This window comes from Acrocarpospora macrocephala (assembly GCF_009687865.1).
In the GTDB taxonomy this organism is placed as follows: domain Bacteria; phylum Actinomycetota; class Actinomycetes; order Streptosporangiales; family Streptosporangiaceae; genus Acrocarpospora; species Acrocarpospora macrocephala.
Map to the genome: position 1 here is coordinate 132,375 of NZ_BLAE01000021.1, position 23,751 is coordinate 156,125.

General features: G+C 68.0%; 26 protein-coding genes. 11 read left to right on the forward strand and 15 right to left on the reverse strand.

Annotated elements, in window-relative coordinates; genetic code table 11:
* Positions 1-59: 59 nt before the first annotated feature.
* Both trpD and Amac_RS19715 read right to left on the reverse strand, forming a co-directional pair.
* Positions 60-1,106 (reverse strand): anthranilate phosphoribosyltransferase, encoded by a 1,047-nt coding sequence (gene trpD, locus Amac_RS19710; RefSeq protein WP_155355830.1) that lies wholly within the window; start codon positions 1,104-1,106, stop codon positions 60-62.
* 114 nt (positions 1,107-1,220) lie between these two features.
* Entirely contained in the window at positions 1,221-1,607 is a 387-nt protein-coding gene (locus Amac_RS19715) for a response regulator (RefSeq protein WP_155355831.1), read from the reverse strand.
* A gap of 215 nt (positions 1,608-1,822) precedes the next feature.
* Between Amac_RS19715 and ctaE the strand changes: the two genes are divergently transcribed.
* From ctaE to qcrB, 4 genes are read left to right on the forward strand one after another with little or no spacing between them, the layout of a single operon-like run.
* A complete protein-coding gene (gene ctaE / locus Amac_RS19720; RefSeq protein WP_155355832.1) occupies positions 1,823-2,440 on the forward strand; it encodes an aa3-type cytochrome oxidase subunit III in 618 nt (205 codons plus the stop codon).
* Positions 2,441-2,457: 17 nt separating this feature from the next.
* Positions 2,458-3,261 (forward strand): cytochrome bc1 complex diheme cytochrome c subunit, encoded by an 804-nt coding sequence (gene qcrC, locus Amac_RS19725; protein WP_155355833.1) that lies wholly within the window; start codon positions 2,458-2,460, stop codon positions 3,259-3,261.
* Positions 3,258-4,334: a cytochrome bc1 complex Rieske iron-sulfur subunit gene (qcrA, locus tag Amac_RS19730; protein ID WP_155355834.1), complete on the forward strand. Its 1,077-nt coding sequence runs from the start codon at positions 3,258-3,260 to the stop codon at positions 4,332-4,334. The genes qcrC and qcrA overlap by 4 nt, the downstream gene beginning before the upstream one ends.
* On the forward strand, positions 4,331-5,965 hold the full coding sequence (gene qcrB / locus Amac_RS19735) for a cytochrome bc1 complex cytochrome b subunit (protein WP_155355835.1): 1,635 nt from the start codon (positions 4,331-4,333) through the stop codon (positions 5,963-5,965). Before qcrA ends, qcrB begins: the two co-directional genes overlap by 4 nt.
* A 46-nt stretch (positions 5,966-6,011) precedes the next feature.
* On the opposite strand, the gene Amac_RS19740 is transcribed toward qcrB, so the two are convergent.
* The 4 genes from Amac_RS19740 to ctaC form a co-directional block, all read right to left on the reverse strand.
* Positions 6,012-7,181 (reverse strand): L,D-transpeptidase, encoded by a 1,170-nt coding sequence (locus Amac_RS19740; protein ID WP_246268494.1) that lies wholly within the window; start codon positions 7,179-7,181, stop codon positions 6,012-6,014.
* Positions 7,182-7,322: 141 nt separating this feature from the next.
* Positions 7,323-7,718, reverse strand: a complete 396-nt coding sequence (locus tag Amac_RS19745) for a cytochrome c oxidase subunit 4 (protein WP_155355836.1) — start codon at positions 7,716-7,718, stop codon at positions 7,323-7,325.
* Entirely contained in the window at positions 7,715-9,376 is a 1,662-nt protein-coding gene (ctaD, locus tag Amac_RS19750) for an aa3-type cytochrome oxidase subunit I (RefSeq protein WP_155355837.1), read from the reverse strand. Before ctaD ends, Amac_RS19745 begins: the two co-directional genes overlap by 4 nt.
* Positions 9,373-10,191, reverse strand: a complete 819-nt coding sequence (ctaC, locus tag Amac_RS19755) for an aa3-type cytochrome oxidase subunit II (RefSeq protein ID WP_155355838.1) — start codon at positions 10,189-10,191, stop codon at positions 9,373-9,375. The genes ctaD and ctaC overlap by 4 nt, the downstream gene beginning before the upstream one ends.
* A 174-nt stretch (positions 10,192-10,365) precedes the next feature.
* Here ctaC and Amac_RS19760 point away from each other — a divergent pair, with 174 nt between their 5' ends.
* The 3 genes from Amac_RS19760 to Amac_RS19770 all read left to right on the forward strand — a co-directional run bounded on the left by Amac_RS19760 (position 10,366) and on the right by Amac_RS19770 (position 12,319).
* Positions 10,366-11,499, forward strand: coding sequence for a cysteine desulfurase family protein (locus Amac_RS19760; RefSeq protein ID WP_155355839.1), 1,134 nt, complete (start codon positions 10,366-10,368; stop codon positions 11,497-11,499).
* A 35-nt stretch (positions 11,500-11,534) separates the two neighbouring features.
* Positions 11,535-11,837: a sulfurtransferase TusA family protein gene (locus tag Amac_RS19765; RefSeq protein WP_155355840.1), complete on the forward strand. Its 303-nt coding sequence runs from the start codon at positions 11,535-11,537 to the stop codon at positions 11,835-11,837.
* Between the two features lie 62 nt (positions 11,838-11,899).
* On the forward strand, positions 11,900-12,319 hold the full coding sequence (locus Amac_RS19770; RefSeq protein WP_155355841.1) for a CBS domain-containing protein: 420 nt from the start codon (positions 11,900-11,902) through the stop codon (positions 12,317-12,319).
* Between the two features lie 45 nt (positions 12,320-12,364).
* Here Amac_RS19770 and Amac_RS19775 read toward each other — a convergent pair whose 3' ends face one another.
* The gene (locus tag Amac_RS19775) at positions 12,365-13,351 is read right to left on the reverse strand and encodes a carbohydrate kinase family protein (protein WP_155355842.1); all 987 of its coding nucleotides are present in this window, start codon (positions 13,349-13,351) and stop codon (positions 12,365-12,367) included.
* 159 nt (positions 13,352-13,510) lie between these two features.
* Positions 13,511-13,867, reverse strand: a complete 357-nt coding sequence (locus tag Amac_RS19780) for a HesB/IscA family protein (RefSeq protein ID WP_155346889.1) — start codon at positions 13,865-13,867, stop codon at positions 13,511-13,513.
* A gap of 190 nt (positions 13,868-14,057) precedes the next feature.
* On the opposite strand from Amac_RS19780, the gene nadA reads away from it, so the two are divergent.
* The gene (nadA, locus tag Amac_RS19785; RefSeq protein ID WP_246268496.1) at positions 14,058-15,206 is read left to right on the forward strand and encodes a quinolinate synthase NadA; all 1,149 of its coding nucleotides are present in this window, start codon (positions 14,058-14,060) and stop codon (positions 15,204-15,206) included.
* Between the two features lie 43 nt (positions 15,207-15,249).
* Here nadA and Amac_RS19790 read toward each other — a convergent pair whose 3' ends face one another.
* From Amac_RS19790 to Amac_RS19815, 6 genes are read right to left on the reverse strand one after another with little or no spacing between them, the layout of a single operon-like run.
* Positions 15,250-15,963, reverse strand: a complete 714-nt coding sequence (locus Amac_RS19790) for an SIMPL domain-containing protein (protein ID WP_155355844.1) — start codon at positions 15,961-15,963, stop codon at positions 15,250-15,252.
* Positions 15,964-16,021: 58 nt separating this feature from the next.
* Positions 16,022-16,774: a maleylpyruvate isomerase family mycothiol-dependent enzyme gene (locus tag Amac_RS19795; protein WP_170322564.1), complete on the reverse strand. Its 753-nt coding sequence runs from the start codon at positions 16,772-16,774 to the stop codon at positions 16,022-16,024.
* Positions 16,775-16,818: 44 nt separating this feature from the next.
* Positions 16,819-17,367: a PspA-associated protein PspAB gene (gene pspAB / locus Amac_RS19800; protein ID WP_155355846.1), complete on the reverse strand. Its 549-nt coding sequence runs from the start codon at positions 17,365-17,367 to the stop codon at positions 16,819-16,821.
* A complete protein-coding gene (gene htpX / locus Amac_RS19805) occupies positions 17,367-18,254 on the reverse strand; it encodes a zinc metalloprotease HtpX (RefSeq protein ID WP_155355847.1) in 888 nt (295 codons plus the stop codon). The genes pspAB and htpX overlap by 1 nt, the downstream gene beginning before the upstream one ends.
* Before the next feature lie 10 nt (positions 18,255-18,264).
* Positions 18,265-18,543, reverse strand: a complete 279-nt coding sequence (gene pspAA, locus Amac_RS19810) for a PspA-associated protein PspAA (RefSeq protein ID WP_155355848.1) — start codon at positions 18,541-18,543, stop codon at positions 18,265-18,267.
* Positions 18,540-19,325 (reverse strand): PspA/IM30 family protein, encoded by a 786-nt coding sequence (locus Amac_RS19815; RefSeq protein ID WP_155346882.1) that lies wholly within the window; start codon positions 19,323-19,325, stop codon positions 18,540-18,542. The genes pspAA and Amac_RS19815 overlap by 4 nt, the downstream gene beginning before the upstream one ends.
* A 145-nt stretch (positions 19,326-19,470) precedes the next feature.
* Here Amac_RS19815 and Amac_RS19820 point away from each other — a divergent pair, with 145 nt between their 5' ends.
* Complete coding sequence (locus Amac_RS19820) at positions 19,471-20,088, forward strand: DUF3043 domain-containing protein (protein ID WP_155355849.1); 618 nt, start codon at positions 19,471-19,473, stop codon at positions 20,086-20,088.
* Positions 20,089-20,200: 112 nt separating this feature from the next.
* Positions 20,201-21,199 (forward strand): aldo/keto reductase family protein, encoded by a 999-nt coding sequence (locus Amac_RS19825; protein ID WP_155355850.1) that lies wholly within the window; start codon positions 20,201-20,203, stop codon positions 21,197-21,199.
* Between the two features lie 311 nt (positions 21,200-21,510).
* On the opposite strand, the gene Amac_RS19830 is transcribed toward Amac_RS19825, so the two are convergent.
* On the reverse strand, positions 21,511-21,717 hold the full coding sequence (locus Amac_RS19830; protein ID WP_155346879.1) for a hypothetical protein: 207 nt from the start codon (positions 21,715-21,717) through the stop codon (positions 21,511-21,513).
* A gap of 263 nt (positions 21,718-21,980) precedes the next feature.
* On the opposite strand from Amac_RS19830, the gene Amac_RS19835 reads away from it, so the two are divergent.
* The gene (locus Amac_RS19835; protein WP_155355851.1) at positions 21,981-23,204 is read left to right on the forward strand and encodes a bifunctional adenosylcobinamide kinase/adenosylcobinamide-phosphate guanylyltransferase; all 1,224 of its coding nucleotides are present in this window, start codon (positions 21,981-21,983) and stop codon (positions 23,202-23,204) included.
* Positions 23,205-23,751: the final 547 nt, after the last annotated feature.

Below are 23,751 nucleotides of genomic sequence, written 5' to 3' on the forward strand. Positions count from 1 at the left end.
GGATTACGTCCCCTCGCAGATGGACCCCTCATCCCCCGCAGGACTGACGGACGATCTGCCTACTTGGTGGATTGGCTGATTTCTATCCAGCGGTTGAGGGTGGTGGCGGCGGTGCCGGAGTCGATGGCGTGGGCGGCGCGGGTGTAGTTGTCGCGGAGTTGGGTGTTGAGGGTTTCCGTGGTGGGGCCGTCGAGGGCGGTGAGGGCGGCGGCGGCGTTGAGGAGGGCGGCGTCGCGGATGGGGCCGGGCTTGCCGCCGAGGAGGTCGTGGATGGCGTTGGCGTTGAACTCGGGGTCGCCACCGCGCAGGTCGCCGGGCTGGGAGCGGGGGATGCCGATGTCCAGGGGGTCGAAGGTGGTCTTGGTGGCCACGCCGTCGCGCACGACGTACACGGTGGAGGGGGCGGCGGTGGAGAGTTCGTCCAGGCCGTCGTCGCCGCGGAAGACCAGGGCGGAGACGCCGCGCTCGGCGAAGACGCCGGCCACGACGGGGAGCATGCGGGCGTCGAAGACGCCGATCGCCTGGGCGACGGGCTGGGCGGGGTTGGTGAGCGGGCCGAGGAAGTTGAAGACGGTGGGGACGCCGATCTCCTTGCGCGGCGGGCCCGCGAAGCGCATGGACGGGTGGTAGACGGGCGCGAAGAAGAACGCGATCCCGGCTTCGGCCACGATCCTGGCGGTCGCCTCGGGGGACGCGTCGATAACCACGCCGAGATGTTCGAGCACGTCGGCCGCCCCGCACAGGGAGGACGCGGCCCGGTTGCCGTGCTTGGTGACCCGCGCCCCGGCGGCGGCGGCCACGATCGCCGCCATCGTCGACACGTTGACGGTGTGCGCGCGGTCACCCCCGGTCCCGACCACGTCCACGGTCGCGCCTTCCACGGTGACCAGGGCGGTAGCGCGGTCCAGCATGGTCCTGGCCATCCCGGACACCTCCGCGACGGTCTCCCCCTTGGCCCGGAGCGCGACCACGAAGGCCGCGAACTGCGCGGGGGTGGCCGCGTTGGACATGATCTCGCCCATCGCCCACGCGGTCTCGTCGGCGGTCAGATCCTCGCCGGAGAGCAACGCGTGGAGAAGCGACGGCCAGGTGGTGCGAGCGTCCATGGCGTTCCTTGATAAGCGAAGAGGGGCAGAAAGGCAGCGAATCCCAACCGAATCGCCCGGATGATCGTGCTATGCCGGTGGGCCGGTCGGTTCAGGGACGGCGGGCAGACCGGGTCAGGCGATCGCGGGCCGGCGGCGGAGCAAATCCGCCACTGTCTCCGCTACCGCCATCGGGTCGAGGGGCTGGGACACGACCGCGTCGGCGCGCGACCAGTTGGCCAGCCAGCGGTCGTCCCGGCGGGCGATGATCAGCAGGATCGGCGGGCAGTTGTGCACCTCGTCCTTGGCCTGGCGGGCGATCCCCATCCCCCCGGCGGGCGCGGCCTCGCCGTCGAGGATCGCCAGATCGAAACCCCCCGAGTCCAGGTAGCGGAGCACCGCGGGCTGGGTGGCGCTCTCCACGATCTCCACCTCGGGCAGATCCGCGGCCGGACGCCGCCCGATCGCCGTCCGCACCTTCTCCCGGGTGCTCGCGTCATCGCTGTAGATGAGAACCTTCACGTCGCAACACTCCTATTAATCAGAAAGTCGTGATCTGGACAGCCGCGGCGGTGCGGCGCCTGGTCGACGGTTGTGCGGCTGTCTGTGGGACGGGTTTCTGGTTAATAACCGCCTGTGGTCAAGCCGATGGTATCGGCCCTGCCCGACCCCCCGCGCGCGACCATACCCGGCAACACAGCCCCCCGAAGAGGCGACCGGGCAGGTTAGCCGCAATAATGCTGGGCGTGGCGACAGCATCCGCAATTACAACGACGACGGCACCACACGCGTCCCGCCGGCCCAACCTGGTCAGCGTGGGGACGATCGTCTGGTTGTCCTCTGAGCTCATGTTCTTCGCGGCGCTGTTCGCGATGTACTTCACCATCCGATCGGTCAGCCTCGACCAGGGTCTCCCCTGGCCGAACGCCGACCTGAACATCCCGTTCGCGACGGCAAACACCATCATTCTGGTCCTTTCCAGTGTGACCTGCCAGTTCGGCGTATGGGCCGCGGAGAAGGGCCAGGTCAAGAAGCTCCGGTTCTGGTACCTCGTCAGCTTCCTCATGGGCGCGGTCTTCGTCGCCGGGCAGCTGTACGAGTACAACGCGCTGGTGCACGAGGGCACGACGCTCTCCTCCGACGCCTACGGCTCGGTGTTCTACCTGACCACGGGCTTCCACGGGCTGCACGTGACGGGTGGGCTGATCGCGTTCCTGTTCATGCTGGGACGCACGTACGCCGCGAAGCGCTTCACGCATGAGCAGGCCACCAGCGCCATCGTCGTGTCCTACTACTGGCACTTCGTCGATGTCGTCTGGATCGGCCTTTTCGCGACCATCTACATCATCAAATGATCGGAACGGGGATATCGGTGAACTCGATCACCGCGCGACGGCGGCATCCCCTCGCGCGTCTCGCCGTCGTGGCGCTCGCGCTGGGCCTCCTCGGCGGAGGATACGCCCTGTTCGCGCCGAGCAACTCAGCGGACGCGGCGATCGCGTCCGGTAAGGCCGACGACGTGGCCGAGGGCAAGAGCCTGTTCGTGGCCCACTGTTCGAGCTGCCACGGCATGAACGCCGAGGGCACCAAGATGGGCCCGCCGCTGGTCGGCGTCGGCGCGGCGGCGGTGGACTTCCAGGTCAGCAGCGGGCGTATGCCGGCCGGCGGCCCTGGCCCGCAGATGGAGCGCAAGCCGCTCGGCGAGTGGGTCACGCCGGAGGCGATCACCCAGCTGTCCGCCTACATCCAGTCCCTGGGCGGCGGCCCGCAGCGGCCCACCGCCGAGATGGTGGACCCGGCCAAGGGCGACGCGGCGAAGGGCGGCGAGCTGTTCCGCGCGAACTGCATCCAGTGCCACAACTTCGTCGGCGCGGGCGGCGCGCTCACCTACGGCAAACACGCGCCGAACCTGAACGAGGCCACGCCCGAGCAGATCTACGAGGCGATGGTCACGGGCCCGCAGGCGATGCCGGTCTTCAACGACTCGATCATCACGCCCGAGGACAAGCGAAACATGATCGCTTACATCGTGCAGATGCGTGAGTTGCAGGACCCGGGAGGTTTCGGCCTCGGCCGGATCGGCCCGGTGACCGAAGGCCTCGTCGTCTGGATCGCCGGTCTCAGCTTCATGTCTATGACCGCCATCTGGATCACCGCGAAGAAGCGTAAGAAATGACCTCCAACGAGCATTCGAGCCACGAAGAGGACGCGCGCGTGCCCAGGCGCGTCATCGGCACCCCCGCCGCGGGCACCGCGGTGCTCGGCGACTCGCCACCGCAGCCTCCCGTCGAGGACCCGGCCGTCGTCTATCCGGACCTGGCCGCGGCCAGGCGGGCGGAGCGGCTGGTCGCCCTGCTCTTCCTGGTGACCTTCCTGTCCGGCGTCGCGTTCATCGCGTCGTATGTGATCTTCCAGGTCGGCACGGTGGACAGCACCGCGGCCTCCAACCTGGCCCTGGGCACCAGCCTCACGCTGGCGCTGCTCTCGCTGGCCGCGGGCATCGTGCTCTGGGTCCGCCGGATCATGCCGAAGTACACGCTGGTCCAGGAGCGCCACCCGATGGTCTCCGCCCCGGACACGCAGGAGTATGTCGCCGACACCTTCGTGGCGGGCGCCAACGAGAGCGGCTTCGTGCGGCACAAGCTGCTGCGCCGCACGCTGCTGCTGGCCGCCGCGCCGCTGGGCCTGGCCCCGCTGATCCTGCTGAAGGACCTGGGCCCGCTGCCCGGCACCTCGCTGCGGCACACGGTCTGGAAGAAGGGCCTGCGGCTGACCGTGGAGGGCACCGGCGCCCCGATCCGGGCCGCCGACTTCAACTCGCCCGGCGGCATCCTGTCGGTCGTGCCGCAGGGCTACGAGCACGACCTGAACGCGCTCGCCAAGGCCACGCTGATCCTGATCAAGTTCCGTTCCGACCAGCTCAAGGCGGGCACGAACCAGAACTGGACCCACGACGGCATCGTGGCCTACTCGAAGATCTGCACGCACGTGGGCTGCCCCGCCGCCCTGTACGAGCAGACGACCCACCACATTCTCTGCCCCTGCCACCAGTCCACGTTCGACGCCACCGACGGTGCGAAGGTCATCTTCGGCCCGGCCGCCCGGCCGCTGCCGCAGCTGCCCATCGGCGTGGACAGCGAGGGCTACCTCATCGCGGAAGCCGACTTCGACGTCCCGGTCGGCCCGAGCTTCTGGGAACGCGGCGACGCCGAGGCCGAGGCCAGGGAAGCCAGGGAGAAGGCATCATGACCACCCTGAAAGAACCGGCCCTGACGGAAACGCCCAAGCTGATAGCCGGGCCCGCGAGTTATCTGGACGACCGGCTGGGCGCGGGCAGTTTCCTGAAGCGGAACCTCCGCAAGGTCTTCCCCGACCACTGGTCGTTCCTGCTCGGCGAGATCGCGCTCTACTCGTTCATCATCCTGCTGCTCACCGGCACGTTCCTCACGTTCTGGTTCAAGCCGGGCATGGGCCATGTGGAGTACCAGGGCCCATACGAGCAGCTGCGCGGCGTCATGATGTCGGAGGCGTACGCGTCGACCCTGAAGATCAGCTTCGAGGTCCGCGGTGGTCTGCTGATGCGGCAGATGCACCACTGGGCGGCGCTGCTGTTCGTGGCCGGCATGACCGTGCACATGCTCCGGGTGTTCTTCACCGGCGCGTACCGCAAGCCGCGCGAGCTGAACTGGATCATCGGCGTCCTGCTGCTCACGCTGGCGCTGGCGGAGGGCCTGACCGGCTACTCGCTCCCCGACGACCTGCTCTCCGGCGCCGGTCTGCGGATCACCGAGGGCGTGGCGATCTCGCTGCCGCTGGTCGGGACGTATCTCACGTTCTTCCTGTTCGGCGGGGAGTATCCGGGCGAGGATGTGATCGCGCGCTTCTACTCGCTGCACATCCTGCTGATTCCGGGCATCCTGCTGGCGCTGATCTCGGCGCACATGATCCTCATGTGGGTGCAGAAGCACACCCAGATGCCGGGGACCGGGCGGAACAACACCAACGTGGTGGGAGCGCCGTTCTACCCGGCCTTCATGGCGAAGGCGGGGGCGTACTTCCTGTTCACGTTCACGGCCATCGCGGCGCTGGGGACGTTCGCGCAGATCAACCCGATCTGGTTGTTCGGTCCCTACACTCCGGCGGATATCTCGGCGGGGTCGCAACCGGACTTCTACATGGGCTTCCTGGAGGGCGCGCTGCGGCTGATGCCTGCCTGGGAGATCAACTTCCTGGGTTATACCCTGCCGCTGAGCGTGCTGATACCCGCCCTGGTGCCGATGGGCATCATCATGACGGGCCTGGCGCTCTATCCGTTCATCGAGCAGTGGGTCACCGGGGACCGGCGCGAGCACCACATCGCCGACCGGCCTCGCAACAACCCGCACCGCACCTCGATCGGCATGGCGGCGGTCGTGTTCTACGGCCTGCTGTGGCTGCTGGGCGCGAACGACGAGATCTCGGCCTTCTTCCACATCGACCTGTACCATACGACGATCTTCGGGCGCTTCGCGGTGTTCCTGGGTCCGGCGCTGGCGTACGTCGTCACGTACCGGATCTGCATGGGCCTGCAGCGCAAGGACGCCGAGGTCATGTCGCACGGCGTGGAGTCGGGCGTCATCAAGCGCATGCCGAACGGGCAGTACATCGAGGTCCACGTGCCCCCGGCCGAGGACATCGCCGACCACCTGCGCGGCAAGGCGCGGCTCCCGATCCTGCCCGGCGAGGCGGACATCGAGGGCATCCCGCCGAAGGGCGCCCGCTCGATCCTGGGCAAGGCGCGGGCCGTGTTGAGCAAGAAGTACGGCACCGAGCACGTCCCGCTCGAAGAGGAAGGCGGCCACGGGCACGCGGCCATCGGCTCGGGTGAGGACAAGCACTAGCCAGACCATGGGGAAAGGGCCCGGAGATTCATTCTCCGGGCCCTTTTCACATGCTGTCGGTCTCGGCGGCGCGCAGGCGGCTCCACTTCAGCCACTCCGGCCAGGACTCCTGCCAGTGCCCCCAGCCGTTCAGCGGCTCCAGCACGCGCGGGCTGCCGGTGATGATGATCGGGTCGCCGATGAGCGTGTTGTCGATGAACCAGCGGGCGTTCTCCGGGCTGATGTTCACGCAGCCGTGGCTGACGTTGGAGTAGCCCTGCGAGCCCACCGACCAGGGCGCGGAGTGCACGTACTCGCCGCTGTTGGAGATGCGGACGGTGTTGTAGACGGTCTGGGAGTAGTAGCCGGCCTGACCGGGGCCGGCGTCGGGCGAGGTCATCACGGTGACCGGCTCGCGGGACATGGCCAGGTGAATGCCGTTAGTGGTGTGATATTTCGTGACACCACCCTTGCCGGCGCTGATCGGCACGCTGCGGATCAGCTTGCCGTCCCGCTTGATCTTCATCATGTGGGTGAGCACGCTGGCCGTGCTGATCTGGGAGCGCCCGATCTTGAAGTCGCGGACGTAGTCCTTCACGCCGTACATGCCGTCGGCGCCGCGCACGCCGGACAGGCGCGCGGTGAAGCGGACCTTGGTGTGCGCGGGCCAGAATTCCTTGGGCCGGTAGGCGATGGTCTTGTTGTCGAACCAGTGCCAGGCCCCCTCGACCGGCCTGGAGGCCTGCACGAACAGGTTCCGCTCCACCGAGACCCGGTCGGCGATGTCCTTGTCGAAGCTGACCATGATGGGCATGCCGACGCCCACCGTCAGGCCTGATATGTCCTTGTTGGGGATGATCTGCTCGATGTTGTAGACGCTCTTGGGCTTGAGGGTGGAGAACGCGCTGCGGGCTGACCCGGCCGCGGTGGTCGCGGCCACGCTGTACTGGGTGTCGGCCAGCATGGGGCGCAGGCTGCGCCAGCGGGTCCTGTCGGCGCTGAAGATGCCCGGCACCGCCTTACCCTTGGTCGTCACCGTGACGGCCGTGAGAGCGCCGTTGGCGGAGTCGACCCTGATCGGGTGCCCAGGCAGCAGATCCCTGCCTCCGTTCGCCGGAGAGATGTACAGGGCCGGCGCGGACCCCTTCTTGGCCTTCTGGTTCTCCTCGACCGCGGACGCGGCGGAACATCCTGTCGCCATCAGCAGGGCCAGCGCCCCAGCACCAGTAGCTCGCACGTTGCGTACTCCCCCGTCGGTTTGATCCCTTTCGTAGGGTTATTACCCAGTTACAGGCGGTACGTCCGACGGGCGAGTAAAAGAAAAGCCCCGGCGTGCTTATCGGCACGCCGGGGCTTGGTGAAACCTAAGTAATGGACCTCAGTGGGAGAAGTTCCCCCGGTAGTACTGGAAGACGAAGCCGATCGTGCTCATGATGAGCGCGAACATGCCGATCATGAACAGCCACCAGCCGATCACGAAGCCGAAGAAGGCCAGCGCCGCCGACAGAGTGGTGAACAGCGGCCACCAGCTGTGCGGGCTGAAGAAGCCCAGCTCACCGGCGCCGTCGCTGATCTCGGCTTCCTTGTTGTCCTCCGGCTGGTCGCCGATCCTGCGGGCCGTGAAGAGCAGGTAGTAGCCGATCATGAAGGCGAGCCCGACCGAGATCGCCATCGCGGTGGTGCCGGTCACTTCCTTGGACCAGAACCAGTAGACCAGGTCCGCCGCGGCGAAGAAGACACCGCAGAGGATGAACATCCAGCCCTGGACCTTCATACTTTCTCCTCGATGGGGGGCTTGGCCGGCAGATGCGGATACTTGGCGTCGAACGCCGGGCGCTCGGACCTGATCCTGGGCAGCTCGTGGAAGTTGTGCCGCGGCGGCGGGCAGGACGTGGCCCACTCCAGCGAGCCCGCGTAACCCCACGGGTCGTCTACGAGGACCTTGGGCGCGGTCCGGTGGGTCAGCCAGACATTGTACAGGAACGGCAGCGTGGAGGCGCCCAGCAGGAACGCGCCCACCGAGGAGATCATGTTCAGGTCGGTGAACCCGTCCACGGCCGAGTAGTTCGCGTACCGCCGGGGGAAGCCGGCCGCGCCCAGCCAGTGCTGCACCAGGAACGTGAGGTGGAAGCCGATGAACAGCGTCCAGAAGTGCCACTTGCCCAGCTTGTCGTTGAGCATCTTGCCGGTGAACTTGGGCCACCAGAAGTAGAACCCGGCGAACATCGCGAACACGACGGTGCCGAACACCACGTAGTGGAAGTGCGCCACCACGAAGTAGGAGTCACTGATCTGGAAGTCCAGCGGCGGCGAGGCCAGGATGACGCCGGTCAGGCCGCCGAGCAGGAACGTGATGAGGAAGCCCACCGCGAACAACATCGGCGTCTCGAACGAGAGATGGCCGCGCCACATCGTGCCGATCCAGTTGAAGAACTTCACCCCGGTGGGCACCGCGATCAGGAACGTCATGAACGAGAAGAACGGCAGCAGGACCTGCCCGGTGACGAACATGTGGTGCGCCCAGACCGTCACCGACAGGCCGGCGATGGCGATGGTGGCGCCGACCAGGCCGATGTAGCCGAAGATCGGCTTGCGGCTGAAGACCGGCAGCACCTCGGTGATGATGCCGAAGAACGGCAAGGCGATGATGTACACCTCGGGATGCCCGAAGAACCAGAACAGGTGCTGCCAGAGCATCGCCCCGCCGGTCGCGGAGTCGAACACGTGCGCCCCGAGTTTTCGGTCCGCCTCCAGCACCAGCAGCGCCGCCGCCAGCACCGGGAAGGCCAGCAGCACCAGGATGCTGGTGAGCAGGATGTTCCAGGTGAAGATCGGCATCCGGAACATGGTCATGCCGGGCGCGCGCATCGTGATGATCGTGGTGATGAAGTTGACCGCGCCCAGGATGGTGCCCAGGCCGGACAGGGCCAGACCCATGATCCACAGGTCGGCGCCGATCCCCGGCGAGGTGACCGCGTTGGACAGCGGCGAGTAGGCGGTCCAGCCGAACGCGGCCGCACCGCCGGGGCTGAAGAAGCCGCTCACCGCGATGATGCTGCCGAACAGGTAGAGCCAGTAGCTGACCATGTTCAGCCGGGGGAACGCCACGTCGGGCGCGCCGATCTGCAGCGGCATCAGCTCGTTGGCGAAGCCCGCGAACAGCGGGGTCGCGAACATCAGCAGCATGATCGTGCCGTGCATGGTGAACAGCTGGTTGAACTGCTCGTTGGAGACGAACTCCATCCCCGGCTGGGCCAGCTCGGCCCGCATCACCAGCGCCATCACGCCGCCGATGAGGAAGAACACGAACGACGTGATCAGGTAGAGGTGCCCGATCACCTTGTGGTCCGTGGTGGACAGCCAGCTCGTGATGAGCCGGCCCTTGCGGTAGGGCCGCGGGGGAAGCGCGGCCGGTTCCGGAATGGCGGTCACTGGGCGCCCCCCGCCTGACTAGCGACATACTGATCGAATTCGGCCTGCGGGACGAGTTTGACCGAGAACAGCATCCTGCTGTGGTCGACTCCGCAGAGCTCGGCGCAGCGGCCGAAGAAAGTGCCGGTCTTGTCGAGGGTGTCGATCTCGAACCGGTTGTTGAAGCCGGGCAGCACGTCCTGCTTGAACAGGAAGGCCGGCACCCAGAAGGAGTGGATGACGTCCGGCGAGTGAAGCAGGAACTCCACCTTGGACCCGGCCGGCAGCACCAGCTGCGGGCCCTGCGGGTTCTCCAGGGACTGCTTGGCCAGGTCGGCGGGAACCCCCGCGACGACGACCGTCTTGCCCTGGTATTCAGTGGTGAAGCGCCAGCTCCACTGGAAGCCCTCGACCTTGACCTTCACGGGCGCGGTCCCGGTGACCTTCATGATCTCGGTCTCGTCGCGCGCGGTGAAGTAGAAGAACACGGCCACCATGACCAGCGGCACGAGCGTGTAGAGCATCTCGATCGGCAGGTTGTACCGCACCTGCGGCGGCAGCTGCTGGTCGGAGTGCTTGCGCTTCCGATGGAAGATCACGGACCAGATGATCAGGCCGAAGACGACGACGAAGGTCGCGAGCGCGGCGATCCAGGAGCCCAGCCACAGGGTCAGCATCGTATTGCCCTGGTGGGTCTGCGGCTCGGGCATGGCCCCGCGGGACCATTCTTCGGCACTACACGCCGACGCGGACGCGACCAGCAACGCCACCACGGCGAGGCTGGGCAACCGGCGGCGGGCCAACGGTCGCCGTGTCGTACGGCGGGTCGGACTCACGGATCGCCTACCCCACAGATGAAGCCCAAAGGACTCTTCCCCTGGGCGTTTCTCAGATTCCACTGCAAACGGGAGATCTTCTCGCCCGCTTTACTTGATTCACTTCAATGCTGGGGGACACATTAGCGCGGACTGGCACTGCCCCTCTGAGCAGCCCCCGTTAATGTCCTCACTGTGGCGTACCTCGATGCGGCTTCCACCGAGCCCCTGCATCCCGCGGCCCGCGAGGCCCTCCTGGCGGCCCTGGACGTGGGCTGGGCCGACCCCGCCCGGCTGTACGGCTCAGGACGCCGGGTCCGCCTCCTGCTCGATCAGGCCAGGGCGGAGGTGGCCGAGATCCTGGGCGCCCGAGCCGACGAGGTCTCCTTCACCTCCTCCGGCACCCAGGCCGTGCATCTGGGCGTGCTCGGCGGGCTGGCCGGCCGCAAACGCGCAGGCCGGCGCCTGGTGGTCAGTGCCGTCGAGCATTCCAGCGTGCTGCACGCGGCCGGGGTGCACGAACGTGACGGGGGAAGCGTCGAGACCGTGGGCGTGGAGATCACCGGCCGGGTCTCCCCCGCCGCCTTCGCCGCCGCGGTCGCCGAGCCGGGCACGGCGCTGGCCTGCCTGCAGACCGCCAATCACGAGGTCGGCACCCTGCAGCCGGTGGCCGAGGCGGGCGAGGCCTGCCAGGCGGCGGGGGTGCCGCTGTTCGTGGACGCGGCCCAGTCGGCCGGACGGCTGCCGATCCCGCCCGGCTGGTCGATCCTGGCCGCCAGCGCGCACAAATGGGGCGGCCCGGCGGGGGTGGGCGTGCTGGCCGTCCGTAAAGGGGTGCGGTGGCGCTCGCCGTACCCCGAGGACGACCGGGAGAGCCGACGGGTGCCAGGGTTCGAGAACGTGCCCGCGGTGGTCGCCGCCGCGGCGGCGCTGCGCGCCCGCGTGGCCGAGGCGGCGGCCGAGTCGGCCCGCCTGTCCGCCCTCGTGGACCGGATCCGCCACGAGGTCCCGCGCCTGGTGCCCGATGTCGAGGTGATCGGCGACCCGGTGGAACGTCTTCCCCACCTGGTGACATTTTCCTGCCTCTATGTAGAAGGTGAGGCGCTCCTGACAGAGCTGGACAAGGCGGGTTTCGCCGTGTCGTCAGGAAGTTCATGCACGGCGAGTACGCTTCGACCGTCACATGTGCTTGAGGCGATGGGCGTGCTTACGCATGGGAACGTCCGGGTATCGCTGCCCCGTGGCGTTTCCGCGGATGATGTGGAGAGATTCCTCACCGTCCTGCCGGATATCGTCCGCCGCATCCGTCATAGTCTGGGAGTGCACTAGATGTTCGGGGACATCATCATCCGGGGGTTCCAGTGATGTGGCGCCGCAAGCCCGCTCCGCGGGAACTGCCGCAGGAATCCGCGGCCGCCCGCCCCTCCGCTCCCCCGGCCACCGCCCTCACCATTGACGCCCTGGGCCGCAAGTGCCCCATCCCCATCATCATGCTGGCCGACCAGATCAACACCGTCGGCCTCGGCGCCGTCGTCGCGGTCCTCGCGGACGACCCGGCCGCGTTCACCGACATCCCGGCCTGGTGCCGCCTGAAGTCCCACGAGCACGTGGCCAGCTACGAACTCCCCCAGGGCGGCTGGTCGATCCATGTGCGCCGTAACTATTAACTATTAATCCCCGCCGACGGGGTACGTAGCGATTGAAACCGGACAAAAAGGGGGAAATCGCCATGACCACGGCACGGGAGATCATGCACTTCGGGTGCGAGTGCGTGGGCGAGAACGAGACGCTGGACGTCGCGGCCAAGATGATGCGCGAGATGGACGTCGGGGCGCTGCCCGTGTGCGGGACCGACGACCGGCTCAAGGGGATCATCACCGACCGGGACATCGTGGTGCGGTGCATCGCGGCGGGGCACGACCCGGCCAAGGTCAGGACCGGCGACCTGACCGAGGGCACGCTCGTCTGGGTGAACGCCGACGCCGATGTCGACGACGCGCTCACGGCCATGCAGGAGAACCAGATCCGGCGGCTGCCGGTGCTGGAGAACCACCGGCTGGTCGGCATGATCAGCGAGGCCGACCTGGCCGCGCACCTGCCGGACGAGAAGCTGGCCATGACCGTCGGCCAGATCTACGCGCAGGAGTGACGCCACGCTGAGCGGGCCACCTCGCCGGTGGCCCGCTCAGGCGGGTCAGGGGTGGTAGCAGCGCACGTGCTCGGCCACCTCGGCGGCGGCGGCCTTGCCGTACGCCCCGGAGAAACGGTCGAGGAAGGTCTGCTGGCCCAGCTCGTACTCCTGGCAGCCGATGCGCTCCAGGACGTGGGTGGCGGTCAGGTTGCCGACCTGGCCGCAGCGCTCCAGCGACAGGCCCCAGGCGAGGGCGGACAGGAAGCCGGCCCGGAACGCGTCGCCGACGCCGGTGGGGTCGGCCTTGCCCAGTTCCGGGGCGGGCGAGATGTGCAGCGAGGGCTCGCCGACCTGGTCGATCCTGGCGCCCTTCGGGCCGAGCGTGGTGATCCGGACGCCCACCCGGGACAGCACGTCGTCGTCCGACCAGCCGGTCTTCTGCTCGATCATGCCCTTTTCGTAGTCGTTGCTGAACAGATACGCCGCGCCCTCGATGAGCTGGCGGATCTGGTCGCCGGGCATCCGGGCCAGCTGCTGGGAGGGGTCGGCCGCGAACGCGATGCCACGGCTGCGGGACTCGTCGGTGTGCCTGAGCATCGCGTCGGGGTCGTTGGGGCTGATCAGGACCAGGTCCAGGCCGCCCAGCCGGTCGGCGATCGGGCCCAGTTCGATCTCGCGGGCCTCGGCCATCGCGCCGGTGTAGAAGGAGGCGATCTGGTTGTGCTCCTCGTCGGTGGTGCACAGGAAGCGCGCGGTGTGGCGCAGCTCGGAGACGTGCACGGAGGCGCAGTCCACGCCGTGGCGCTCCAGCCAGGAGCGGTAGTCGGCGAAGTCGGCGCCGACGGCGCCGACCAGGATCGGGGTCAGGCCCAGGCAGCCCATGCCGAAGGCGATGTTGGCCGCGCAGCCGCCCCGGCGGACCTGCAGGTCGTCGACCAGGAAGGACAGTGAGACACGGTCGAGCTGTTCGGCGACGAGCTGGTCGGCGAACCGGCCCGGGAAGGTCATCAGTTGGTCGGTGGCGATGGAGCCGGTGACGGCGATGCGCACGGGGTCATTCTCCTCGTTGTCAGCAGCGCGTTCTTGAGCCCGCCAGATCGCGAGCCACGCAAGAATACGCGACTTCGCGCCCGCCCGAACTCACGATCCGGACACATGCCACCACCCTGTACGGCACGCGCCGTACAGGGTGGGTTAACCCGGTCCCCGTTAGTTGAACGAGTCGCCGCAGGCGCAGGAGCCCGTGGCGTTCGGGTTGTCGATCGTGAAGCCCTGCTTCTCGATCGTGTCCACGAAGTCCACCGTCGCCCCGATCAGGTACGGCGCGCTCATGCGGTCCGTGACGACACCGACGCCGCCGAAGTCGGACACGACGTCCCCGTCCATCGACCGGTCGTCGAAGTAGAGCTGGTAGCGCAGGCCCGAACAGCCGCCCGGCTGCACGGCGACGCGCAGCTGCAGCCCTTCCTCACCCTGCTGGTCCAGCAGGCTCTTGACCTTGGCGGCGGCCGCGTCAGTCAGGAGGAGCCCCTGCTGCGTGGTCTGCTCGCTGCTCTCAACCGTCATGTAGTGACTCCCACCGTCTGCTTCAGCCACCCATGGGAGAGCGGCCGATTGATGTCGTCCTTAGACGCTACCAACACCTCGCCCTCGACTGACATTCCCCCATCCCCTACCCCGGGGAATAAACACCCCCAACTCGTGTGTAATCATTAGTCGTCAGTTCGACGATAAGTCCCCGAAGGGGGTGTGGTCAGTGACGACCACGAGTCTTCCGCTCTTCGTGCTCGGCCAGGGCACCGATCCGCACAGCGAACGTGGGGTGGACTGTCCGGGTGAACTCCCGCCGGCCTCCGACCCCACGCTGGTGGCCCGGGCCAGAGCGGCGAAGGATCGGCTCGGCGACCGGCTGTTCGTGCTGGGGCACCACTACCAGCGGGACGAGGTGATCCAGTTCGCGGACGTGACCGGCGACTCGTTCAAGCTGGCGCGCGAGGCCGCGGCCCGGCCCGGCGCGGAGTACATCGTGTTCTGCGGGGTGCACTTCATGGCCGAATCCGCCGACATCCTCACCTCCGACGCGCAGCGCGTCGTGCTGCCCGACCTGGCAGCCGGGTGCTCGATGGCGGACATGGCCACCTTCAACCAGGTCGAGGAGTGCTGGGAGGCGCTGGAGGAGGCGGGCATCGCCGACCAGGTGGTGCCGATCACCTACATGAACTCCAGCGCCGACATCAAGGCCTTCTGCGGGCGCCACGGGGGCGCGGTCTGCACCTCCTCCAACGCGCGGCGGGCGCTGGAGTGGGCGTTCGAGCAGGGCAGCCAGGTGCTGTTCCTGCCGGACCAGCATCTCGGGCGCAACACCGCCGTGCTGGAGCTGGGCTTCGGCCTGGACGACTGCGTCGTCTACAACCCACACCGGCCCAACGGCGGCCTCACCGACGCCGCCCTGCGGGACGCCCGCATGATCCTGTGGAAGGGCCACTGCTCGGTGCACGGCCGCTTCACCGCGGACTGCGTGGACGACGTACGGGCCCGGATTCCCGGCGTGAACGTCCTGGTGCACCCCGAATGCCGGCACGAGGTCGTGACCAAGGCCGACTTCGTGGGCTCCACCGAATACATCATCAAGACCCTCGAAGCCGCCCCCGCGGGTTCCTCCTGGGCGATCGGCACGGAGCTGAACCTGGTCAAGCGGCTGGGCACCATGTTCCCCGACAAGACGGTCACGTTCCTCGACAAGACCGTCTGCTACTGCTCCACGATGAACCGGATCGACCTGCCGCACCTGGTCTGGGCGCTGGAGTCGCTGGCCGACGGGCACCTGGTCAACCAGATCACCGTCGACGCCGACACCACGCACTGGGCGAAGGTCGCGCTGGACCGCATGCTCGCGCTGCCGTAACGGTCATCAGCCCGGCTGGGGCGAACCCAGCCGGGCCGATTGATCACTTCAGCTCGTACGTGAGAGTGACGGTCACGCCCACCGACTGGCGGCCCGGCGAGATCGAGGCCTTGTCGGCCACGGCCATCGGGCCGTGGTAGGGGATCGGGCCCGGGACGTCGCCGCCCTCCTCGCTGACCGAGACGATCTTGCCCAGCCTGCAGCCGGCGAGCTTGGCGTACTGCCTGGCCTTGGCGATGGCGTCCTTGAAGGCGGCGTCCCTGGCGGCCACCAGGATGGCGTTCTGGTCGGAGATCTCGAAGTGGATGCCGTTCAGGCGGGCGTCCTCCCCCAGTCCGGCGGCGGCGTCGATGACCTTGTCGGCCTGGGTCAGGTCGCGGACGACCGCCTCGACGCCCTGGGTGGCGCGGTAGCCGATGATCTTGGGGTAGTTCTCGTACTCGGGGCCGAGCGAGAGCTCGCTGGTGCGCAGGTCCTTCTCGGCCAGGCCCGCGCCGAGCAGGATCTTGGTGAGCTTGGCCGCGGCCGACCTGGCCGCCTTGAACGCCTCCCCGGCCGTGGCGCGGCGGATCTCGACGCCCGCCTGCAGGCGCATCAGGTCGGGCGGGGCGGAGACGTTGCCGTGGCCGGTGACGGAGATACGCGATCCTTTCACCACGACACCGGCATACCCGTCGGGTGCGGCGGCGAACGCGGGAGTGCCGAGAAGCCCGGTCACGACGAACGCGGCGGCGGCCGCGTGCCTAAGGTTGATCATGGGCGGATCACATCAGCGGCCGATCGCCCCGCCGGGGACCGCCACGCGCTCTTGGCGATCAGATTGCGGAGTGGTCGACCCACCACTGCAGCAGCTTGACGTCGCCCTCGACCGCGTAGTCCTGGTAGCTGCGCCGGCGCCAGGCCAGCAGCATCAGGTCGGCGGCGGTGGCGGTGCGCACGGTGACGTCGCCGGGGGCGCTGGAGTGCTCATAGCGGAAGCCCTCCGGGGTCAGGGTGATCAGCCAGGCCGCGCCGGTGTCGGCCTGCCAGGCGATGCTGTCGCCGCCGCCGTGCAGGTCGGCCAGCTGCGGCCGCCAGCGCGCGTACGGCAGGACGTCGAGGAACTCCTCCACCCCGTCGGCCGCGATGCTCTCGTCGATCTCGGGCGCGATGCCGAGCGCCAGTTCGGCGTCCACCCGGTGGATGACGCTCTCGTGCAGCTGCCGGCGGGACCAGAATCGCACGTGCCGGTCGCTACCCCAGGACCACATGGCCGCGTCCGGGGGCTGTGACCTGAGCGCCTCGGCCAGCGGCGCGGCCCCCGCCTCCAGCCAGGAGGCGTGCTCGCCGGCGAGTTCGGGGATGCCGAGGTCCATCTCGGCGCGCTCATAGCGCGTCGGCGTGAGGTCGCGGACCATCGCGGTGACCCAGCGGTGGATGCTCCCGGTGTGCACGACGAGTTCCCGCAGATCCCAGGCCGGGCAGGTGGGCACCGGCGTGGCCGGATTCCGGTCCCGTACGGCTTTCGCCATGCGGATCACCTCGGCGGCGATCGCGTCGGTTCGCGCGACGTGGGTCCAAGCCTTCACAGTGCCTCCCCTGGGCAGCCAGCTGATGCCCACATTCCACACCATCAGACGCCGGGAGCGCCCCAGACCGGGAACCAGCGGGAGAGATCCGGCTCGATTTTCAGCTCGGCGGCCAGGACGCCCCGGGCTTGGAGCTCGAGCGCGTTGTCGCGGCGTTCGCGGTCGAGGGGGGCGAACGGGTAGAACGTGCCCTGTTTGTACAGGTAGACCAGGGCCAGGCGCCGCCCGGCGGGGTCGGTGAAGGACACCAGTGTGCACAGCAGGGACGGTCCGAACCCGGCCGACTCCAGGGTGGAGTTGACCGCGTGCAAATCCGTGACAAGTGCCGAAATATCGTCGTTTCGGGCGAGCAGCCACGTGTAACCGTACGAGTCCTGAGAAATCTCGACCTTGCCGAGCAGGGCCTGGATGTCCGACTGGAGCTCGGCGAAGGCGGCGCCCTCGGCGGCGCGGAAGCAGACCGAGCCCTGCCCGGCCGGGGCGAAGGCCATCGCGACCTGCAGGCTGATCGCGGCCGACGGCAGCGCGAACAGCGCGTCCAGATCCGGCCGGGCGGGCTTGGAGCGGCCCAGCAGCGCGTCGAACCAGCCCATCAGCGGCGGCCCAGCTCGGCGGAGATCCGGGCCAGCTGCTCCAGCCTGCGGTCCAGCGGCGGATGCGTCGCGAACAGCGTGGCGATGCTGGCGCGGGACAGCGCGGGCACGAAGAAGAACGCGTTGAACGCCTGGTTCGCCCGCAGGTCCCTGGTCGGAATCCTGGCGATGTCCCCGGTGACCTTCGTCAGCGCGCTGGCCAGCGCGGAAGGCCGCTGGGTGAGCAGCGCTCCGGCTCGATCCGCGGCCAGCTCGCGATAGCGCGACAGCAGCCGGGTGAGCAGGAAACTCACCGCGTACACGATCCCGGACACGAGCAGGATGATCAGCCCGATCGGCGGCCCGTTCTGGTTGCGGCTGCGCCCCAGCCCCGAGTACAGCGTGAACCGCGTGATCAGCCCCGCCAGCACGCCCAGGAACGAGGCGATGGTCATGACGGCCACGTCGCGGTGGGCGACATGAGAGAGCTCGTGGGCGAGCACGCCCTCCAGCTCCTCCGGTTCCAGCCGCCGCAGCAGCCCGGTCGTCACGCAGACGACGGCGTTCTTCTGGTTACGCCCGGTGGCGAAGGCGTTCGGCACATCCGAGTCGGCGATGGCCACCCGCGGTTTCGGCATGTCGGCCAGGGCGCTCAGCCGGTCGATCACACCGTGCAGCTCGGGGGCCTCCTGCGGCGAGACCTCCCGCCCGTGCATCGCGAACAGCGCGATCCGATCGGACAGGAAGTACTGCGCCAGCAGGAAGCCCACGGCGATCACCGCGACGACGATCGCCTGCGTCCCGACGGCGATGAGCACCGCCATGAACGCGACGTACAGCAGCCCGAGCAGGAACATGGTCGCCACCATGCGCCCGGTCAGCCCCCGATCGGGTTCGAACCTGGTCATCGGAACCTGGTCACCCGGGGATGAGCCCCGAGTCCCCGAGCATCTCCCTGACCTCCTCGATCGAGGCGTCAGCGGGAGGCAGGATAAGCTCGGACGCCTCCAGCGAGTCGTCCGGGAGCGCCTTGCCCACATGCCGGACCTTGTCCAGCAACGCGTGCAGTTTGGTGCGGAAGATGGCCTCGTCGTCGGCCTCGATGGCCCGCTCGAGTTCGGTGTCCAGGGCGTTCAGGACGTCGAGATCACCGTCGCCGATCTGGACCTGGCCCTCTCCCATGATTCGTACGATCACTGTGCCTCCCCCGGCTGGCGGATCTGCTGGGTGTGCTGCTGCCCGGCAGGCTGGCCCTGCTCGATCGCGCTCTTCGGCGCCGGCGCCTGCCCCAGTTCCGCCTTCATTCTGGCGATTTCCAGCTCGACGTCGCTGCCGCCGCCCATCCGGTCGAGCTCGGCCTGGATGTCGTCACGCTGCCCGGTGAAGTCGTCGAGCGCGCCGCTGGCCAGCAGCTCGTCGATCGCCCCGGCCCGCGCCTGCATCTGGGCGGTCTTGTCCTCGGCCCGCTGGATCGCCAGACCGACGTCCCCCATCTCCTCGGAGATGCCGGAGAACGCCTCGTTGATCCGGGTCTGCGCCTCGGCCGCGGTGTAGGTGGCCTTGATCGTCTCTTTCCTGGTACGGAAGGAGTCGACCTTGGCCTGGAGACGCTGGCTGGCGAGGGTCAGCTTCTCCTCCTCGCCCTGGAGGTTGTTGTACTGGATTCGCAGATCGGCCACTTGGGTCTGGATCGTGCCCCGCCGGGCCAGCGCCTCCCGGGCCAGGTCCTCCCGGCCCGAGGACAAGGCGGCCTTGGCCTGCTGCTCACGCTTGGCGGCCTCGGCTTCGGCCTGGTTGATCTGCAACTCGACCCGCTTGCGGCTGGTCGCCACATCCGCCACGCCCCGGCGCACCTTCTGCAGCAATTCCAGCTGCCTCTGGTAGGAGTAGTCCAGGGTCTCCCGCGGGTCCTCCATCTTGTCCAGGGCCTTGTTGGCCTTGGACTTGAAGATCATGGAAAGTCTCTTCATCACGCTCATGCGCGTCGGCCGTCCCCTTCTTAAGGTTGTGCGGGGGTAACCCCAGTCGTTCAATTGCCCCGACAAGCGGGTTGACCGCCTAGGTTCACCCTACGCATAACGCACGGGGGCGTCACTAAGTTGCACTCCCGGTACGCTGGACAACGTGTTCCGACGTCGTACCCAGCCCACCACGGACGACTCCCCCGTCCCTGTGGAAGATCTTAGGCCCCAGGGGACTCCGGCCAAGGGGCGTCCAACCCCCAAGCGGAGCGAGGCGCAGGGGCGCCGCAGGTCGCCGGTGACGGCGCCGTCCAACCGCAAAGAGGCCTACAAGCAGGCCCGGGAGCGGGATCGGCTGCTACGGGAACGCGCCCGGGAGGGGATGCTCCGCGGCGAGGAGAAATATTTGCCCGCCCGTGACCGTGGCCCGGTCCGCAAATTGGCCAGGGACTTCGTCGACTCGCGCCGGTTGCCGGGGCAGTATTTCCTGCCCGCCGTGCTGCTGATCATGCTGGCGTCGATGGTCCCGTTCCCGCCGGAGATCCGCCGGTGGGTCCTCACCCTCTACACGATGTCGCTGCCGCTGGTCATGGTTCTGGTGCTGGTGAGCTCCTTCTACGTGGCCGGCCGGGTCAAGAAGGAGGCGGCCCGGAGGTATCCCGATGAGAACCTGAAGGGCGTCGGCTTCTACGCGGCCATGCGCTCCTCGCAGATCCGCAGGCTGCGCTTCCCCAAGCCGACCGTGCTGCCTGGGGGTAAGCCGGTGCCGGTCAAGAAGTGAGTCTGTTTTACTAACCAGAAACCCGTCCCATAGACGGCCGCGAGGCCGCCGACCAGGCTACTCACCGCTGCGGCAGTCCAGATCACGACTTTCTAGTTAGTAGGGTGCGGTAATGGAATTCCGCCACTTGGGCCGCAGCGGTCTGCTCGTCAGCGAGATCAGCTACGGCAATTGGATCACCCACGGCTCGCAGGTCGAGGAGGAGGCCGCGCGCGACTGCGTGCGCGCCGCCCTCGACGAGGGGATCACCACCTTCGACACGGCCGACGTCTACGCGGGCACCCGTGCCGAGGAGGTCCTCGGCCGCGCCCTCAACGGCATCCGGCGCGAGTCGCTGGAGATCTTCACCAAGGTCTACTGGCCGACCGGCGCCGGCCGCAACGACCGGGGCCTGTCCCGCAAGCACATCATGGAGTCGATCAACGGCTCACTCCGCCGCCTTGGCACCGACTACGTCGACCTCTACCAGGCCCACCGCTTCGACGTGGAGACCCCGCTGGAGGAGACCCTCCGCGCCTTCGACGATCTGGTACGGCAAGGCAAGGTCCTCTACGTGGGCGTCAGCGAATGGACAGCCGACCAGATCGCCAGGGCGGTGAAGATCGCCGACGAGATGGGCTTCGACCGCCTGGTCTCCAACCAGCCGCAGTACTCGATGTTGTGGCGGGTCATCGAGGCGGAGGTCGTGCCGCTCTCGGAGCAGGAGGGCATCGGCCAGATCGTCTGGTCGCCGATCGCGCAGGGCGTGCTGACCGGCAAGTACCTGCCCGGCCAGCCGCCGCCGGAGGGTTCCCGGGCGACCGATCCGTCCGGATCCGGCTTCATCGGCCGGATGATGGGCGACGAGGTCCTCCGCCGCGTCCAGGACCTGAAGCCGATCGCCGCCGACCACGGCCTCACCATGGCCCAGCTCGCGGTCGCCTGGGTGCTCCAGAACCCGAACGTCTCCTCCGCCATCGTGGGCGCCACCAAGCCGGAACAGGTCCGCGACAACGTGAAGGCGTCCGGCGTCAAGCTCGAAGCCGACGCCCTGAAGCAGATCGACGACGCACTCGGCTCCGTGGTCGAACGCGACCCCGCAAAGACCGTAAGCCCCAGCCGCCGCCCCTGAGCAGGTGCTCTGGACATGGGGTCCTGGTCAGATGCCCTGAGCATGGCACCCTGAGCAGGTGTCCTGAGCATGGTGGCCTCTGAACAGGTGCCCCTGATCCGCAGGTTCCGAGCACGAGCCCAGCCCGAAGTACGGGCTTCGGGGGTCTCGACGGATGAGTTCCCTTGAGCACAGGGGCCTCTGAGCACGGCATCGGGCGGGTCCTCTGAGCACGGCCCCCGCGCTTCCCGGCAGATGGGTTCCGCTGAGCACAAGAAAGCCCACTGGATCATTCCTTTTCCGGAATATCCAGTGGGCTTTTTATTTCCGGACTATTGGGGACGCAATGACATGCCGGTGTATTCCGGTCGGTCGTCTTCCAGCAAGGTGACCTGCTCAACACCGGATTCCAGCAGGTCACGCCAGATCTCGCCGAGCCACGACTCGGCATCGGCCTGGCTGGTGAAGACCTCCCGCGGCAAAGGACGATCGGTTACCTCACCGCCGTTCGCGTTTTCATAACGCCAACGCCATGTCATGCCATACGCTCCTTATCGCGCGGTCCGGGTCACCCCGGATACAACTCAGCGGAATCCGCGAACCCCCGAACCCGCCGGGACCCTTCGCAGGGGCCAAGCCCGGCAGATCTGAACAACCCTCGGGTCCACGAACCCTATAACGCTGAGATATCCCTCAAACACGGAGGCCATTCGCGGCGCCCTCCCGCCGGGTTATCCACAGGCGTGATTTGGCCCCCCTGGCGCCGCCGCTATCCTGCGGAGGCACGAGAAACGGGGGACTCATGAAGGTGCTGCTGACTGGAACCGCCGGTCCCGGAGGATGGCCGGAAAAGGGCTGCCGCTGCGCGTCCTGCGGCCGGGTCACGACCCCTCGACGCCCGTTCTCCGTGGTCATCGACGACAACATCCCACTCACCCACCACGACCTGACCCGCACCCCCGACGGCGACTCCGTGATCGCCCCCGACGGCGACCGCCTGCTCTTCGCGAACGGCGACCGAGCCAACACCGACCAGCCCAACGCCCACCGAGCCAACACCAGCCAAGCCAACGGCCACCGGGCCGACGGCGACCGAGCCAACGATGATGGGGCCAACGCGGCCAACGATCACGGGTCCAACGCACCAGGCACTAAGGGACCTCACGGACGTGATGTCCTTGACCGGACCAACGCGCCGGGCGCTGAGAGACCCCATCTCTCTCAGGGACGGGATGGACTTGATCGCACCGACGCGTCGGGCGCCGAGCCTTACGACATCGTGCTCATCGATCTTCTTGAGCGACCCGACCATCTGGGCGACCTGCGGCGTCGTGGTCTGGTCGACGAGGCCACTCAGATCGTGGCGGTCGGTCTCGACCATCGGGCGCCCTCAGAAGCGGAACTGGAGCGCAGGCTTCGATTCTGGGGAGCGATCACCGTCCCGGACGGAACGGTACTGGACACGAAAGCCCCCCCAGATCGCGTGCGTCCCCGGACGCTGCCCCGCCGGACCCTCCTCCTGGGCGGCTCCCGCTCCGGCAAATCCGCCGAAGCCGAACTACGCCTCGCCGCCGAACCCGAGGTGACGTATGTGGCCACCGCCTCCCCCGGCCACGACGACCCCGAATGGCAAGCCCGCCTGAAAGCGCACCAGGCCCGCCGCCCCGCCCACTGGCGAACCCTCGAAACAACCGACCTCGCCCACCTCCTGACCACAGAAACCGGCGTCCTCCTCATCGACGGCCTCGGCACCTGGCTAACCGCCACCATCGACGCCCACAACGCCTGGCCCCCCGCCAGCCCCGAACCAGTCCACACCGAATGCGCCAACCTCCTCCAAGCCTGGCGCCAAACCACCGCCCACATCGTCGCCGTCACCGAAGAAGTAGGCCAAGGCATCGTCCCCCCAACCCCCAGCGGCCGCCTCTTCCGCGACCTCCTAGGCACCCTCAACCAACACCTCACCACCGAATCCGAAGAATCCGCCCTAATAACCGCCGGCCGCATCACCCCCCTCCCAACCTGACACCTCTCCCCCACCCCAACGCCACGCCACCTGCCCGGCAGATGTGGATGGTGGTGCTCCCTCCCACTCCACGCGGACGTGAACGCTCATGCACCCTGCGATCCCACCCTCGGCCTTGGAATTCCCGGCTACCGCCCGTGGAGCCGAAGGTCGTGGCCCTTCCCACACTCTGGGGTGCTCTGCTCCTCACCCGCATGGCTGTAAGCGCCCACTCACCCACCTCGGCGTTCCCACTTCCCGCCTTCACGGAGGTGACGGTCATGCCGCCCTCCCTCCCCCCGAAGCGCTCGACGCCACCCCCAAGACGACAGGCCACGCCCAACTCGCACGCCTCGGCGCTCCCCGGCCTTCCGCCTCATGGAGGTGACAGTCATGCCGTCCTCCCGCAGCCTGGACGGCGCGGCTTCTCATGCGGCAAGGGGGAGGTGAGGGGGTGATGCGGGTGGTTTGGGCGGGGTGGTTGTTGGCGGTGGGGATGTTGAGTGTGTTTCCTGTGCGGGTGCGGGAGGTGGATCGGCGGGTGGCGGGGTGGGCCATGGTGTTGGCG

Bases quoted from the DNA above. Each gene is read 5' to 3' on its own strand.
- Amac_RS19815 (WP_155346882.1), bottom strand. From the start codon at position 19,325: ATGAGCGTGATGAAGAGACTTTCCATGATCTTCAAGTCCAAGGCCAAC.
- Amac_RS19835 (WP_155355851.1), top strand. From the start codon at position 21,981: ATGAAGGTGCTGCTGACTGGAACCGCCGGTCCCGGAGGATGGCCGGAA.
- Amac_RS19765 (WP_155355840.1), top strand. From the start codon at position 11,535: ATGTGGCGCCGCAAGCCCGCTCCGCGGGAACTGCCGCAGGAATCCGCG.
- htpX (WP_155355847.1), bottom strand. From the start codon at position 18,254: ATGACCAGGTTCGAACCCGATCGGGGGCTGACCGGGCGCATGGTGGCG.
- trpD (WP_155355830.1), bottom strand. From the start codon at position 1,106: ATGGACGCTCGCACCACCTGGCCGTCGCTTCTCCACGCGTTGCTCTCC.
- Amac_RS19770 (WP_155355841.1), top strand. From the start codon at position 11,900: ATGACCACGGCACGGGAGATCATGCACTTCGGGTGCGAGTGCGTGGGC.
- Amac_RS19830 (WP_155346879.1), bottom strand. From the start codon at position 21,717: ATGACATGGCGTTGGCGTTATGAAAACGCGAACGGCGGTGAGGTAACC.
- Amac_RS19780 (WP_155346889.1), bottom strand. From the start codon at position 13,867: ATGACGGTTGAGAGCAGCGAGCAGACCACGCAGCAGGGGCTCCTCCTG.
- Amac_RS19790 (WP_155355844.1), bottom strand. From the start codon at position 15,963: ATGATCAACCTTAGGCACGCGGCCGCCGCCGCGTTCGTCGTGACCGGG.
- qcrB (WP_155355835.1), top strand. From the start codon at position 4,331: ATGACCACCCTGAAAGAACCGGCCCTGACGGAAACGCCCAAGCTGATA.
- ctaE (WP_155355832.1), top strand. From the start codon at position 1,823: ATGCTGGGCGTGGCGACAGCATCCGCAATTACAACGACGACGGCACCA.
- pspAB (WP_155355846.1), bottom strand. From the start codon at position 17,367: ATGGGCTGGTTCGACGCGCTGCTGGGCCGCTCCAAGCCCGCCCGGCCG.
- Amac_RS19745 (WP_155355836.1), bottom strand. From the start codon at position 7,718: ATGAAGGTCCAGGGCTGGATGTTCATCCTCTGCGGTGTCTTCTTCGCC.
- Amac_RS19825 (WP_155355850.1), top strand. From the start codon at position 20,201: ATGGAATTCCGCCACTTGGGCCGCAGCGGTCTGCTCGTCAGCGAGATC.
- qcrA (WP_155355834.1), top strand. From the start codon at position 3,258: ATGACCTCCAACGAGCATTCGAGCCACGAAGAGGACGCGCGCGTGCCC.